Source organism: Nocardioides sp. 503 (assembly GCF_004522095.1).
In the GTDB taxonomy this organism is placed as follows: domain Bacteria; phylum Actinomycetota; class Actinomycetes; order Propionibacteriales; family Nocardioidaceae; genus Nocardioides.
In genome coordinates, this window is record NZ_SPUI01000003.1 from 834285 (window position 1) to 848279 (window position 13995).

11 protein-coding genes are annotated in these 13995 nt (G+C 74.3%); 3 read left to right on the forward strand and 8 right to left on the reverse strand.

Annotated features, from left to right (window positions below):
- The first annotated feature begins 10 nt into the window (after window positions 1-10).
- Window positions 11-739, forward strand: a complete 729-nt coding sequence (locus E4622_RS11300; RefSeq protein WP_134740279.1) for an NAD(P)H-binding protein — start codon at window positions 11-13, stop codon at window positions 737-739.
- Here the strand turns inward: E4622_RS11300 and E4622_RS11305 are convergent.
- The gene (locus E4622_RS11305; protein ID WP_209021877.1) at window positions 720-3176 is read right to left on the reverse strand and encodes a metallophosphoesterase; all 2457 of its coding nucleotides are present in this window, start codon (window positions 3174-3176) and stop codon (window positions 720-722) included. The two genes, E4622_RS11300 and E4622_RS11305, sit on opposite strands and share 20 nt — an antisense overlap.
- A 174-nt stretch (window positions 3177-3350) precedes the next feature.
- On the opposite strand from E4622_RS11305, the gene E4622_RS11310 reads away from it, so the two are divergent.
- Complete coding sequence (locus E4622_RS11310; RefSeq protein ID WP_134740280.1) at window positions 3351-4094, forward strand: response regulator transcription factor; 744 nt, start codon at window positions 3351-3353, stop codon at window positions 4092-4094.
- Here E4622_RS11310 and E4622_RS11315 read toward each other — a convergent pair.
- Entirely contained in the window at window positions 4007-4873 is an 867-nt protein-coding gene (locus E4622_RS11315; protein ID WP_134740281.1) for a hypothetical protein, read from the reverse strand. The two genes, E4622_RS11310 and E4622_RS11315, sit on opposite strands and share 88 nt — an antisense overlap.
- Before the next feature lie 59 nt (window positions 4874-4932).
- Here E4622_RS11315 and E4622_RS11320 point away from each other — a divergent pair, with 59 nt between their 5' ends.
- Window positions 4933-6312 carry a M1 family metallopeptidase gene (locus E4622_RS11320; RefSeq protein ID WP_134740282.1) on the forward strand — a complete coding sequence of 460 codons (1380 nt, stop codon included), beginning with the start codon at window positions 4933-4935 and terminating at the stop codon, window positions 6310-6312.
- On the opposite strand, the gene E4622_RS11325 is transcribed toward E4622_RS11320, so the two are convergent.
- From E4622_RS11325 to E4622_RS11345, 6 genes are all read right to left on the reverse strand, one after another.
- Window positions 6306-9245 carry an AAA family ATPase gene (locus tag E4622_RS11325; protein WP_167736051.1) on the reverse strand — a complete coding sequence of 980 codons (2940 nt, stop codon included), beginning with the start codon at window positions 9243-9245 and terminating at the stop codon, window positions 6306-6308. The genes E4622_RS11320 and E4622_RS11325 overlap by 7 nt on opposite strands.
- 35 nt (window positions 9246-9280) lie before the next feature.
- Window positions 9281-9421 carry a hypothetical protein gene (locus E4622_RS22770; protein ID WP_167736052.1) on the reverse strand — a complete coding sequence of 47 codons (141 nt, stop codon included), beginning with the start codon at window positions 9419-9421 and terminating at the stop codon, window positions 9281-9283.
- Window positions 9422-9503: 82 nt separating this feature from the next.
- Window positions 9504-10241, reverse strand: a complete 738-nt coding sequence (locus tag E4622_RS11330) for a CDP-alcohol phosphatidyltransferase family protein (RefSeq protein WP_134740284.1) — start codon at window positions 10239-10241, stop codon at window positions 9504-9506.
- An 11-nt stretch (window positions 10242-10252) separates the two neighbouring features.
- A complete protein-coding gene (hutI, locus tag E4622_RS11335) occupies window positions 10253-11410 on the reverse strand; it encodes an imidazolonepropionase (protein ID WP_134740285.1) in 1158 nt (385 codons plus the stop codon).
- Window positions 11407-12777 carry a formimidoylglutamate deiminase gene (locus E4622_RS11340; RefSeq protein WP_134740286.1) on the reverse strand — a complete coding sequence of 457 codons (1371 nt, stop codon included), beginning with the start codon at window positions 12775-12777 and terminating at the stop codon, window positions 11407-11409. The genes hutI and E4622_RS11340 overlap by 4 nt, the downstream gene beginning before the upstream one ends.
- Window positions 12774-13976 (reverse strand): allantoate amidohydrolase, encoded by a 1203-nt coding sequence (locus E4622_RS11345; protein WP_134740287.1) that lies wholly within the window; start codon window positions 13974-13976, stop codon window positions 12774-12776. The genes E4622_RS11340 and E4622_RS11345 overlap by 4 nt, the downstream gene beginning before the upstream one ends.
- Window positions 13977-13995 lie beyond the last annotated feature (19 nt).

Below are 13995 nucleotides of genomic sequence, written 5' to 3' on the forward strand. Positions count from 1 at the left end.
GGAGAATCGCATGAAGATCGCCGTCGCCGGTGCCACCGGCCGCATCGGGTCCCAGCTGACCGCCCTCGCCCGCCAGGAGGGCCATGAGGTCGTGGAGGTCGCCCGGGAGACCGGGTTCGACCTGCTCGCCCCCGGCCCCGAGCTCGAGGCCGCCCTCGCGGGCGCCGACGCCGTCGTCGACGTCACCGCCTGCCCGCTCGACCAGGCGGCGACGTTCTTCCCGGCCGTGGCCCGCAACGTCGGCACCGCGGCCACCGCCGCCGGCGTCGGCCGCACCGTGGTGCTCTCGATCGTCGGCGTCGACCGCAGCCCCGACTACGACTACTACGTCGCCAAGCTCACCCAGGAGCGGGTCTACCGCGAGACCGCCCCGGGCGTCGTGGTCCTGCGGGCCACCCAGTTCCTCGACTTCGCCGCGCAGATGCTCGAGTGGAACACCCAGGACGGCGTCGCCCACATCATCGACGTGCCGACCCAGCCGGTCGCGACCGCCGAGATCGTCCGGCTCCTCCTGGACGTCGCGACCGGCGCCGTGCCGGCCGACGTCGAGCTGGCCGGCCCGCAGCGGGAGAGCCTGGTCGACCAGGTGCGCCGCCTCGTCGCCCACCGCGGCGCCGACACCGTCGTCGAGCCCGAGGCGGCGCCCGCCAGCCTGACCAACGGCGCCATGCTGCCGGGACCGGACGCCCTCCTGCGCGGCCCGAGCTTCGAGATGTGGCTCAGCGCCGAGGGAGCCTGAACGTCACGGTGCCGACCGACCGCCCGACCGAGCTGGAGCCCGGGTAGACGACCCGGAGGGTCTGCTGCCCCTGACCGAGCTTGCGGCGCGGGACGCTCACGACGGCCCGGCCGCGGCGCAGCCGGGCGCGTCGTACGAGGTCCCCGTTCTGGCGGCGGATCTCGACCCGTCCGGAGGCGGGGCCGTCCCCCGACTGCACGCGGACCGCGATCCGGACCTGCGTGCGCAGGAGCTTGAGCACGCTGGCGGTGACCACGGTGCGCGCCGGAGGGGCGGGCGCCGGGGCGTCGGGGTCGGGCACGGTGACCGCGAGCGTCATCGAGGTCGCGAGGTGGGTGCGGGTCCGGTCGAACACCAGGCCCAGCGAGTGGCCGCCGACGTCCAGCACGCCGGCCGGCAGCGTCGTCGCGAACGTGCCGCCCGTGACCGTGGCGCGCGCCAGCTCCTGGCCTCCGTCGCTGATGACCACCGTGCCGGTCGCAGGCGTGTCCGAGCGGACGGTGCCGGCGACGCGCACGCCGTCGGTGCCGGTCATGGTCGCCGACGCGGTCATGACCGTGGCACCGCGGCCGACCGTGAACTCGTCGATCACCCACGGCGCGGTGTCCGGTTGCTTGACGTCGTAGACCCAGCTGGTGACGGTGCGGGTCTCGGTGTCGAGCGCGGTGAAGACGCACAGGTCGTTGCTCTGGACGAACGGGAGCGGCAGCCCGTCGGGGTTGGTGAACGGCTTGACCGACGGCAGGATCGGCTCGAGGCCGCCGGGGTTGCCGAGCGCGAGGTAGTTGTCGGCGTTCCACGGCGCCGGCGGGAGCGGCCGCACCCGGTTGGACAGTCCGTCGAAGGCGCCGTAGGTGTTGCCGGTGTTGGAGGTCTCCAGCCAGTTGGTGCCGCTCTCCGAGCGGTAGCGGTTCCACAGGTGGCTGTGCCCGTTGAGCACCAGGTCGGTGCCGGCCTCCTCGAGCAGCGGCTGCAGGTCGTGCAGCAGCATGTTGTCGCTGGGGTGGTACTCGTAGCGCACCGAGGTGAGCGCACCCAGGGCGTCGCGGGTCTCGATCCGGTCGGGCTCGGCGAAGACCGGCATGATGTTGTCGCCGAGGCCCTGGGGACCCTCGTGCAGCACCACGACCGTGATCTTGGCGCGCCGGAACTCCTCGCTCGCCAGCTCCTGCTCCAGCCACCGGTACTGCTCGCTGCCGGAGGCGAGCGACTCGAACACGAACTCGCCGTAGCCCTGGGCCATCGGGTCGGCCAGCGTCGCTGCCGACTCCTGGTAGCGGCTGGTCGCGGTGCGGTCGGCCGGCAGCGTGTTGGCGGTGGCGCTGCGCCAGATCCGGGTGGAGAACAGGCTGATCAGCCGGACGTCGCCGACCGTCGTGGCGTAGTACCTCTTCCCGCCGGGCGAGTCCTCCGGGAGGGAGAAGATCTCCTCGTAGGTGGTCGTGCTCCAGGAGTTGTCCTCCAGCCACTGCTCCTTGACCGCCGGGTCGCCGGTGGGGTTCACCGTCGCCACGACCTCGCGGTAGCGCCGCTCCGCGACCTCGCGAGGCACCGGGTTGTTGAGGTTGAGAGCCGTCGTCCCGTCGACGCGGCCCTGGACCTCGTGGTTGCCGATCGCCGGGTAGAGCACGGCCGACTGGAGGATCTCGCCGCCGACGTAGGAGCGGCCCCCCGTCGACACCCGGCCGCCGCGGCCCTGGAGCGCGGGGAAGAAGCCGCTGCCGCGGGTGTCGTCGAACCACTCCGAGGCCCGGTCGGGGACGTTGACGAGGTCGCCGGCGAGGAAGACCGCGTCGATGGTGCCGATCGTCGCCTTGGCCAGCTGGAGGTTGGCGGGGGTGTTGACCATCGCCTGGTGGTCGCTGGTGAGCAGGATCTTGGTGCGCGCTCCCGGCTTCGGCGCCGGGGCCAGCTCGAAGGTGCCCGAGGCACCGAAGGCGCCGGCGTCCGCGCTCACGATCCGGTACGGCGTGCGGCCGCCCAGTCCGGTCGCCACGGCCTCGTGCCGGTGCACCTCGCGGGGCGTCATCGTGGTCGGCTTGACGGGCACGTTGGACGCGGCGTCCTCGACGACGCGCGACAGCCGGAAGGAGGCGGCCGGGAAGACCCGCACACCGGGCGTCGGGGTTCCGGCCGCGGCGGCCAGCAGCTGCGCGTCCGTGAGGGCACCCACGGCCTCGCCCACCACCAGCGCGTGGCCGGAGCCGGCGTACTCGGTCATCCACACCACCGAGACCCCGTCGGCCGTCGGCGCCTGGAGGAAGGGGTCGGTGAGCAGGTCGAGCGTCCCCGCCCGGGCGGCCGACAGGGCGCGGCCCGTGCGGGCCGACGCCGACGAGACCAGGGCCGGGCTCAGCGCGATCGCCGAGGCGGCGACCGCACCGGCTCCCACGACGGCGCGGCGGGACAGGGAGCGGTCGAACGAGACCAGGGACACGGTGGTGGGTCCTTCGGACGGAGGCGGGGGGTGCCACCAGCGAACCCGTCGCGAGCCCTCAGGAGAACCGACAAAAGCGCAGAGATGGGCGGGCCGACGAGTGTTGGGCTCGCGGTCACCTGAGCGCCACCAGGAGTCCACGCGCGATGCCTTGCCGACGCGATCGTGGTCGGCATGGAGCCCTCCCGCCCGCGCCGCGTCTCCCTGGTCGACGACGCCACCGCCGTGCGTGCGGCGGCCGCCGCCCTCCTCCCGGAGGGCGCGGTCGTCTCGGCGCACGGCTGCGTGGAGGACCTGCTCGACGCCGCCCCGGCGGTGCCGTTCGTGCTGCTCGAGGTGCACCTGCGCAACCACCGCCAGCCGACCGCGCTGCACGGCGTCGCGGCGGTCGCGGCGCTCACCGCCGCGGGCTACGACGTGTGCCTCTACACGCGCGAGGAGCGGCCGTTCGTGCTCGCCTCGTGCCTGGCGGCCGGAGCACGCGGGGTGGTGTCGAAGTCCCTGCCGCTGCCAGAGCTCCCCGAGGCGCTGGCCGCCCTCGCCGACGGGCGGCTCGTGGCGCCCGCGCCCGTCCTTGAGATCCTCGGGACCCTGCGCGAGCGTGACCACCTGACCCTGCTGACCGACCGGCAGCGCCATGTCCTCGGAGGCCGGGCGCGTGGACTCACCTACGCCCAGCTCGCCCGCGCCCTCTTCGTGTCGTCGTCCACGCTCCGCGGCCACTGGCGCCAGATCGTCGAGGCCGTGGGGCCACATCTCCCCGACGCCTCACCGGGCGACATCGAGCACGCCCTGGGGCTGCGGCCCGGCGACCTCCTCGACGACCAGGGTCAGCGGACGGGCTGGACCAGGTCGCGGAAGCGCGCCAGCGCCGCCGGCGTGCCGAGCTCGGCGCGCGCCTCCGGCTCCGCGAGGTAGAACCGGCAGAGGGCCACCACCGCGTCGGGGTCGCTGGCGATCTTCTCGGCGTCGAGGGTCGGGTCCTGGGTGCCGGCCATGGCCCCCAGCGCGTTGACGCCCTGCACGGCGCCAGGCGCCACCTCGAAGGACAGCCAGTTGTGGATGGGGTCCTCGGGAGAGGGGATCAGGTCCAGCGCGCTCCGCTGCCGGGTCCAGTGCGGCCAGACGCCGCGCAGCGCCTCCCAGCCGAACGACATCGGCTCGGCCTGGGTGCGCAGGACGACCTGGGTCGGGGTCAGCAGGATCCCCTTCGACGGCGCGAGCCGGCTGCGCACGCCGCCGTAGGCCCCGACGAGCAGGAGCAGGCCGAGCAGCAGGACGAACACCGAGATGACCAGCCCGAACACACGGTCGCCACCGCCGTCCTCGAGGACCGCCTCCAGCGCCATGACCGGCGCCAGCACGAGCAACAGGCCGAAGACCACGAGCGCCAGGATCGTGAGCACCCGCACCGCGTGGATCGGCAGCAGGGTGCCGCGGCCCTCCGGACCGTCGTACGTCGTGGGCGGCAGGCGGCGCCGCGAGTTGCTGAACGGGATCGCGGCGACGGCCACGGCGAAGACCGCCAGCAGCACCGCGGCCAGGGCCTTGCCCTGCACCAGGGCGCGCAGAGCGGCGAGCGCGAGGACGACCGCCACCAGGATCGCCCCGACCAGCAGGAGGTAGCGGCGCCGCGGCCGCAGGTGCCACCCCGCGCCGGAGTCGCGGAAGGTCAGCGGGGTGGGGGCGTCGGTCACGGACCCGTCCTACCCCAGGACGACGGCCTCTACACGGGCGGCCGGTCTAGGCTCGGTGGGTGCCCTCACTCCTGCGCGGGCGGTTGCTGCCGCTGCTGGCCGTCGTCCCGCTCGTCCTCGCGCTGGCCCCGGCCTTCGCCGCGCCTCCTCCGGGCGGTCCGGACACGCTCTTCCCGCGGCTGGGCGACCGGAGCTACGACGCGGTGCACTACGACGTGCGGCTGCGCTACGACCCGACGACCAACCGGCTGAGGGCTCGCACCCGGCTCGACGCGAGCGCCCCGACCCGGCTGACGTCGTTCCGGCTCGACCTGGTGGGCATGCGGGTCACCTCGGTGCGGGTCGGGGGCTCCCGGGCCCGGTGGCGTCGCAGCGGCCAGCACCTGGTCGTCACGCCGCGCCGGCCCGTCCAGGGCCGCTTCTCCGTGGCCGTGGCCTACCGCGGGGTCCCGCGCACCTACCGCGACCCCGACGGCTCCCGCGAGGGCTGGGTCCGCACCCCCGACGGCGCCGTCGCCCTGGGCGAGCCGGTCGGCACCATGACCTGGATCCCCTCCGACAACACCCCCGGCGACAAGGCGACCTACCGCTACCGGGTCACGGTGCCGCGGGGCACGACGGCGGTCGCCAACGGCGACCTCCAGGGCCGCCGCAACCACGGTCGGAGCACCACCTGGACCTGGCGGGCGCGCGACCCGATGGCGACGTACCTCGCGACGGTGGCGATCGGCCGGTTCACGGCCCACCACTCCCAGGTCACCTCGGTCACCGGTCGCCGGATCCCGGTGTGGACCTTCGCCGACCGCAAGCGGGACGTGCCGCGCTCGATCCGCCGCGCGCTGCCGCGGGTGCTGAGGTTCGAGGAGCGTCTCTTCGGGCCCTACCCGTTCACCTCGACCGGCCTGCTCGTCGACGACGCCGACGTGGGCTACGCGCTCGAGACCCAGACCCGGCCGTTCTTCCCCTACTCCGTCGACGAGGTCACGCTCGTGCACGAGATGGCGCACCAGTGGTACGGCGACTCCGTCACGGTCGGCGACTGGCACGACCTGTGGCTGGCCGAGGGCTTCGCGACCTACGCGGAGTGGCTGTGGGAAGCACGCAAGGGCGGCACCACCCCCGCCCAGCAGTTCGACTCGCTCTACGCCCGGCCCGCCTCGGCGAGGCTGTGGAGCCCCGCGCCCACCGAGTTCACCGACTCCCGGGACCTCTTCGGCGACCCGGTCTACCTCCGCGGCGCGATGACCCTGCAGGCGCTGCGCGAGCGGATCGGCGACGCCGACTTCTTCGCGGTCCTCAAGGCGTGGGCGCGCACCTACCGCCACGGCACCGCCACCACCGCCGACCTCGTCGCCGTCGCCGAGGAGGTCTCCGGCCAGCAGCTCGACCAGCTGTTCGCCGACTGGCTCGAGCTCGACGGCAGGCCGACCGGCTACTGACCCAGCAGCCCGCGCCGGCGGGCGATGGCGGCCGCCTCGGTGCGGCCGGAGGCGCCCAGCTTGGCCAGGATGTGGGAGACGTGGACCGAAACGGTCTTGGTCGAGATGAAGAGCTGCTTGGCGACCTCGCCGTTGCTGCGACCGTCGGCGACCAGCGCCAGGATCTCCCGCTCGCGGGCGGTCAGCGCGTCGGGGGCCGCGCCGGACCGCGCGGCGACGCCGCCGCTCGCGCGCAGCTCGTCGAGCAGCGGCTGGGCCCCCAGCCGGCGGGCCGCCGCGCGGGCAAGGTCTCCCACCTCGCGCGCCTCGGCCACCTCGCCCGTGGCTCGCAGGATCCCGGCCAGCGCGACGCGGACGGCGGCGAGCTCGTAGACGTGTGCGAAGTCGTCGAAGAGGATGACGGCCTCGCGCCAGGTCTCGACGAGCACGTCCTGGCCGGGGGCGTCGTCCCCGCCGATGAGCCAGCGGGCACGCAGCGTCTCGGCGTCCAGGCGCTTGACCCAGGCCCGGCCCTCGGGACCCCAGTGGCCCGAGGGGTCGGTGTAGCGGTCGAGCACGTGGTGGCCGTCGGCGCAGAGCCGGTCGACGACCGCGGAGTGGTCGCTGCGCTCGGCGCCGCTCATGCGGGGCAGCGAGGCGGAGATCGCCGCGATCGCGACCGCGGCCAGGCGGATGCGGGCGCTGAACCACGGGTGCCAGATGCCGCTCAGTACCGACACGGCGTCGGCGTAGACCGCCAGGGCGGCGGCCGGGTCGTCGCGGCGTGACGCGGCGACCATCTCCAGCTCGGCGGCGTGGATGGCGATGGAGCCCTCGCGCGCCCAGAACTTGCGCAGCGCCTTGACCGCGCGCTCGACGTCGGCGCCGCGCGCCTGCTCGACGTGGAGGCGCAGCGGCAGCAGCAGCGCTCGGGGGATCGGCGGCGGTGGGGGGTCGAGCACCTCGATCAGCCGGACGACCTCGTCCCACTCGCCGCGATAGAAGTGGACCATGCCCAGCTGCCAGCGGGACTCGAAGCCGTAGGGCGCCCACGGGATGCCGGCCGCCTCGGCGCGCGCGATGGCGCTGCTGAACCACGCGACGGCCTGGTCGAACTCGCCCCAGTCCTCGTAGGAGCGCCCGAGGAAGAAGCGCCCGCGCAGCTCCGCGTGGATCGCACCGGCGCGCTCGGCCCGCACCACCGCCTCGTCGAGGGCGGCCCGCAGGCCCTCCTTGGGGCCGGCCTTCTTCAGCCCGCTCAGGGTGGTGATGGCGTCGGAGGCGAGCTCGTTGAGGTCGAGCCGCTCGGCCAGGGCCAGCGCGTCCATGCCGAAGGTCTGCGCCTCGTCGTAGCGTCCCCAGGACGCCAGGATGCGGGCGTGAGTGGCCAGTGCGCGTGCCCGCAGCGGGCTCTCCCCCTCCGGCGCCAGTGCCAGAGCCCGGGCCGAGAGGTCGGCGGGGTCCTCGGTGCTCTCGGTGAGGTGGAGGGCGTGGGCCTGGGCGATGAGCATCCGCGAGCGCCAGACGTCGGAGGCGTCGGCCGGCAGCCGGTCGAGCTGCTCCTGGATGACGGCGACCGCGCGCTCGGGGTCGCCGCTCGCGGTCAGGGCGTCGGCCGCGGCGACGACGAGCTTGGAGAGGTCGACGTCGGCGCCCGCGCAGCGCTCGGGGTCGGCGAGCAGCTCGAGCGCCTGCTGGTAGTGGTAGGCCGCCTCGTCGGGGCCACCGACGGCCGAGGCCTCGTCGCCGGCGCGGATGCTGGCGCTCAGCGCGGTGTCCAGGTCGTTGGCGAGGCGGGCGTGGCGGGCGAGCTCCGCGGCGGTGCCGCGCGCCCTGCCCTCGCTGAGCGCCACGGCGTACTGGCGGTGCAGGCGCACGCGCTCGCCGGGCAGCAGGTCGTCGTAGACGGCCTCGCCCAGGAGGGCGTGGCGGAAGGAGTAGTGGTCGCCGTCGGCGACGAGGACGTTCATCTCGACGGCCTTGCGCAGGCCCTCGTCAAGGGCGGCGGGCGCCAGGCCGGAGGCCGCCTCGAGCATCTCGTGGGCGACCTTGCGACCGCTGGCGCTGGCCGCGCGGACGACCTGGCGCGCCGTGTCGTCGAGGCGGTCGAGGCGCACGAGCAGGACGTCGGCGAGGTCGGCGGGCACCCAGCTGCCGGGCATGGAGGCCGCGCTCGTCAGCTCCTCCACGAAGAAGGCGTTGCCCTCGGCGCGGGCCACGATGTCGCCCAGCTCGGTCTCGGTCAGCCCGGCCGGGACCAGCTCGCCGACCAGGGCCCGCACGGCGTCGTCGGCCAGCGGCGCCAGCGCCATGCGGTCGACCCCGCGCAGGCGGGACCACTCCGCGACCTGGCGGCGCAGCGGGTGGCGGCGGTGGAGGTCGTCGGAGCGGTAGGAGGCGACGATCGCCACCGGGCCGTCGAACTCGCGCGAGAAGAGGAAGCCGAGCATGTCGCGGGTGGACTGGTCGGCCCAGTGGGCGTCCTCGATGACCAGCAGGACCGGGCACTTCTCCGCGACGGCCTCGAGCAGGGCGTGCACGGCACCGAACAGGTCGGAGCGGTCGAGCGACTGGGCGTCGTCGTCGGAGGGGGCGGACAGGACGCGACGGCCCGGCTGGAGACGCGCCAGCGCCGGGTGGACGGCGCCGACCGAGTCGACGACGTCGGGCAGGTCGACGGCGAGCCGGCCCAGCACCTCGGAGAACGGCAGGTAGGGCAGCGCGCTGTCGCCGAAGTCGAGACAGTGGCCGGCCACGACCTGCCAGCCCTCCGCGAGCGCCAGGTCGCGCAGCTCCAGGAGCAGGCGGGTCTTGCCGACCCCGGCGTCGCCCGAGAGCAGGACGGTCCCGCCGCGGGGCCGCGTGCCGTCCGCGGTCGGCCGGACGCCGAGCGACGAGGCGATCTCCGTCAGCTCGGCGTCCCGACCGACCAGGGTCGTGATCGCGTGCGCCATGGGCTCCATGATGTCGGTTGCCGCCGACATCGGTGTCAGTTGCCGAACTCGGTCCTCTCGGCAGGGCGACGGACGAACGGCAGGCGCGCCCGACCGTTGCGGTTGCGGACCGCGCTCTGGCGGATCCGGTCGCTGCGGTAGCTGGCCTCGCTCTTGATGTAGATGCTGCTGCTCATGGGAGCTCCTCAGGTCTCGTTGTCCCCCTGAGGTTCGTCGTCTGAGGTAGGCCGCCGCATCGGGCAGGTGCCTTAGATCGGGCTAGGCCGTGCCCGCGCCCACCTCAGGGGCCGGCGCGGACTCGGCGCGCAGGGTGAGCCACAGGCTCAGCACGACGTAGTAGACGAGGTAGGCCACCGAGCCCGCCACCACGAGGCTGTTCGGGTCGGGCAGCTGGGCGACGACCACGGCGTACGCCGCGAACCAGAGCGCCGTGAGGACGAACGTGAGCTGCCACAGGGCCTCGGTGCGCGAGGGGTAGACGTAGCGGATCGGCACGAAGACCAGCACGGTGCACACGAGCAGGACCGCGGCGGTCACGCCGGTGCCGAGGCTGGTGGCGACGACGTAGAAGGCGACGATGTTCCAGTAGCTGGGGAAGCCGAGGAAGAAGTGGTCGCCGGCCACGACCGCCTTGGCGTCGGTGCGGCAGAACTGCACGCACGAGGCCAGCAGGGGCACCACCGCGCACACGCCGCCGAAGAGCCCGTCGGGGAGGTAGCCGTTGGCCCACAGCAGCGCCATCGGCGCCAGCACGTAGGTCATGTAGTCGACGATGTTGTCGAGCAGCGCGCCGTCGAAGCCGGGCACGAGCTCCTTGACCCGGAAGCGCCGCGCGAGGATCCCGTCGGTCCCGTCGACGACCATCGCGGCGAGGAACAGCCACAGCACCGTCTCGACGTCGCCGCGGTAGGAGTAGTGCACCATCAGCAGCGCCAGCACCGATCCGCTCGCCGTGTAGGCGTGGACCGCGAGGGCGGCCAGTCGGGCGCCGGACATGGTTCGTCTCCTCAGGAGAAGGGGGTGAGCGGTCGGCCACCCATCCAGACGCTGCTGACCAGCGGGACACCAGGACGATAGGCCAGGTGGACGTGGCTCGGAGCATCGAGAACGACCAGGTCCGCCCGGCGCCCCGGCTCCAGGACGCCGACGTCGTCGCGGTCGAGCGCGGCCGCGCCGGTCGCGGTCGCGGCGCGCACGGCCTCCGTGGGAGTCATCCCCATCTCGCGCACCGCCAGCGCGACGCAGAACGGCAGCGAGCTGGTGAAGCTGGAGCCGGGGTTGCAGTCGGAGGCGATCGCGACCCGCACGCCGGCGTCGAGCAGGCGCCGCGCGTCGGGGTAGGGCTGGCGGGTGGAGAACTCCACGCCGGGCAGCAGGGTGGCGATCGTGCCGGAGTCGCGCAGCGCGTCGACGTCGGCGTCGTCGAGGTAGGTGCAGTGGTCGACCGCGACCAGCCCGAGCTCCGCGGCGAGCCGCACCCCGGGGCCCGGCCCCAGCTGGTTGGCGTGCAACCGCCCGCGCAGGCCGTGGGCACGCCCGGCCTCCAGCACCGCGCGCGCCTGGTCGACGTCGAAGGCACCGGTCTCGCAGAACGCGTCGACCCACCGCGCGTACGGCGCCGCCGCGTCGAGCATCGGACCGGTGACGAGCTCGACGTACGCCGCGGGGTCGCCCTCGGGCACGACGTGCGCGCCGAGGAACGTCGTCTCGTCGGTGAACTGCGCCGCCACGGCCAGGCTGCGCGCCTCGTCGCGGACGGTGAGCCCGTAGCCGGACTTGATCTCGAGGGTGGTCGTGCCCTGGCGGCGCATCTCCTGCACCAGGCGGCCCACGTGGGCCGTGAGCTGCTCGTCGGTGGCCGCCCGGGTGGCAGCGACGGTGGTGCGGATGCCGCCGGCGGCGTAGGCCTCGCCGGCCATCCGGGCCGTGAACTCCGCGGAGCGGTCGCCCGCGAAGACCAGGTGGCTGTGGCTGTCCACGAAGCCGGGGATGACCGCACGACCGCCGAGGTCGACGCGCTCGTCGGCGTCCGGCGCCTCGGCCTCGGGGCCGACCCAGGCGACCGTGGACCCCTCCATCACGAGCGCGGCCCGCTCCAGGACGTCGGGCCCGTCGGTGGCGAAGGTGGTCAGCTCGGCGATGCCGGTCAGCAGGGTGCTGCTCATGCCCAGGTCCTCTCGATGGCGTCGGCGAGGTCGCGGCCGACCCGCTCGCGGTCGTCGCTGCGGAAGGTCACGCGGCCGTCGGCCACGACGTGGACGACGTCGGCGGCCGTCGCGGCGAAGACCGCCGTGTGGGCGTCGGCGCCGGTGCCGGCGGTGCGGGGGGTGCCGGTGTCGAGGGTGACCAGGTCGGCGCGCTGCCCGACGGCGATGTGGCCCGCGTCGGGGAAGCCGAGGCTGGCGTGGCCGGTGGTGGTCGCCGCCGTGAGGAGCTCCCCGGCCGTCCAGTGGCCCCGGGTGCGCGCGGTCAGCCGCTCGTCCATCTCGACGGCGCGCATCTCCTCGAAGAGGTCGATGACCGCGTGGCTGTCGGAGCCCAGCGTCAGCGGGCTGCCCGCGTCGTGGAGCCGGCGGCTGAGGCCGACGCCGTCGCCGAGGTCGCGCTCGGTGGTCGGGCAGAAGCACGCGTGGGTGCCGCCGGCGCCGAGCAGGGCCAGGTCGGCGTCGGTCAGGTGGGTGGCGTGGACGGCGGTGGTGAGCGGGCCGAGGATGCCGTGGTCGGCGAGCAGCCGCGTGGGCGTCACGCCGTACGCCGCCAGGCAGGCGTCGTTCTCGGCCGTCTGCTCTGAGAGGTGCACGTGCAGCGGTCGTCCGGAGCTGGCCTCGACCACCGTGGCCAGCTGGTCGTCGGGCACGGCGCGCACCGAGTGGATCGCGGCACCGACGACCGTGGCGTCATCGGGTCGCAGGAGGGACACGCGCTCGGCCCACCGCCGGGCGTCACCGTCGGAGTAGCGCGTCTGCGCGCCCTGCGGGGGCTCGCCGAACCCGCTGCTGAGGTAGCAGGTGTCGAGCAGCGCGATCCGCACGCCGGCCTCGCGGGCCGCCTCGACCAGGGCCAGGCCCATCGCGTTGGGGTCGTCGTAGGGCGTCCCGTCGGGCTGGTGGTGCAGGTAGTGGAACTCCCCCACGCTGGTGATCCCGGCCGCCGCCATCTCGCCGTACGTCGCCCGCGCGAGCGCGAAGTAGCCGTCCGGGTCGAGCCGCCCCGCCACGGCGTACATCTGCTCGCGCCAGGTCCAGAACGTGCCCCGCTCCCGCTGGGTCCGGCCCCTCAGCGCGCGGTGGAACGCGTGGCTGTGGCAGTTGGCCAGGCCCGGGAGGGTGAGGCCGGGGAGCCGGTGAGTTTCACCGGGTACCCGGTGAAACTCGCGCTTCCCGCATGAAGCTTCGTACGGGAAGCGTGAGTTTCGTACCGCCGGTGTGACGGAAGTGAACCGCCCGCCCTCGATCGTCACCAGCACGTCGTCGGCGACCGCGCCGTCGACCCAGGCCCGCTCGAGCAGGTACGCCGTGGGGTCGGTGCTCATCGCGCCAGCCGCTCGAGGGTGTCGGCCAGCGCGCTGACGCCGACGAGGCAGTCGGGCATCCGCGCCGACTCCGCGGGTGAGTGGGAGACGCCGGTCGGGTTGCGCACGAAGAGCATCGCGGAGGCGATGCCGGCCTGCGACAGGACGCCCGCGTCGTGGCCGGCCTGCGTGGGGACGACCGGCCAGTCGCCGCCCTCGTGGTCGGCGGCGATCCTCGCGGCGAGGCCCGCGTCGAAGACGACCGACGACGACACCGACTCCGCCGTCACCTCCAGCGACGTGCCGTCGCGGCCGGCGCGGTCGGCCCCCTGGCGCGACACGGTCTCGACCAGCGCCGCCAGGGCTTCGTCGCTCTCGCCACGCGCGTCCAGCCAGGCGGTGACCTGCGACGGGACGGCGTTCGTGCCGTTGGGGGTGACCTCGACGCGCCCGAAGGTCGCGCGCGCGCCGGCCAGCCGGGCCTGCTTGTGGGCGGCGAGGGCGGTCATCGCGTAGGTCAGCATGGGGTCGGCGCGGTCCTCCATCCGCGTGGTGCCGGCGTGGTTGGCCTCGCCTGCGAAGTCGAAGCGGTAGCGACCGTGCGGCCAGATCCCGCTCGCCGCTCCCACGGCAGCGCCGCGGTCGACCAGGTCACGCCCCTGCTCGACGTGGAGCTCGACGAACGTCGCCACGTCGGTCAGCGACAGGATCGAGCCGTCCAGGCCGACCGCCTCCAGCGCGTCGGGCAGGGCGACGCCGTCGCGGTCCCGGAGCTCGCGGGCGTCGGCCCAGGACAGGGCTCCGGTCGCCAGCCGCGACCCCAGGCAGGCCAGCCCGAAGCGCGAGCCCTCCTCCTCGGCGAACACCGAGACCCCGATCCGCCGGCCGGGCACGAACCCGCGCGAGCGCAGGAGGTCCACGGCCGCCAGCGCGGAGACCACGCCGAGCGGACCGTCGTAGGCGCCGCCGTCGAGCACCGAGTCGAGGTGCGAGCCGGTGAGGACGTCTCCCCCCTCGACCGACGGAGCGTCCCACCAGGCGACGACGTTGCCGAGGCCGTCGGCCTCGACCGTGAGGTCCCGCGCGGTGGCCTGCTCGACGAACCACGCGCGCAGCTCGGTCTCCGCGGCGAGGTAGGGCTGGCGGAAGTAGCCGCCGGAGGCCGCCGACCGCCCGACCGGCGCCAGGTCCGCCCACATCCGCTCGAAGTCGTCAGCCATCGTGGCTCCCATACTGGTG

What these genes read in the sequence shown, in the direction of transcription:
- E4622_RS11300 (WP_134740279.1), top strand. Translation starts at nt 11, where the DNA reads ATGAAGATCGCCGTCGCCGGTGCCACCGGCCGCATCGGGTCCCAGCTG.
- E4622_RS11310 (WP_134740280.1), top strand. Translation starts at nt 3,351, where the DNA reads ATGGAGCCCTCCCGCCCGCGCCGCGTCTCCCTGGTCGACGACGCCACC.
- E4622_RS11325 (WP_167736051.1), bottom strand. Translation starts at nt 9,245, where the DNA reads ATGGCGCACGCGATCACGACCCTGGTCGGTCGGGACGCCGAGCTGACG.
- E4622_RS22770 (WP_167736052.1), bottom strand. Translation starts at nt 9,421, where the DNA reads ATGAGCAGCAGCATCTACATCAAGAGCGAGGCCAGCTACCGCAGCGAC.
- E4622_RS11330 (WP_134740284.1), bottom strand. Translation starts at nt 10,241, where the DNA reads ATGTCCGGCGCCCGACTGGCCGCCCTCGCGGTCCACGCCTACACGGCG.
- hutI (WP_134740285.1), bottom strand. Translation starts at nt 11,410, where the DNA reads ATGAGCAGCACCCTGCTGACCGGCATCGCCGAGCTGACCACCTTCGCC.
- E4622_RS11340 (WP_134740286.1), bottom strand. Translation starts at nt 12,777, where the DNA reads ATGAGCACCGACCCCACGGCGTACCTGCTCGAGCGGGCCTGGGTCGAC.
- E4622_RS11345 (WP_134740287.1), bottom strand. Translation starts at nt 13,976, where the DNA reads ATGGCTGACGACTTCGAGCGGATGTGGGCGGACCTGGCGCCGGTCGGG.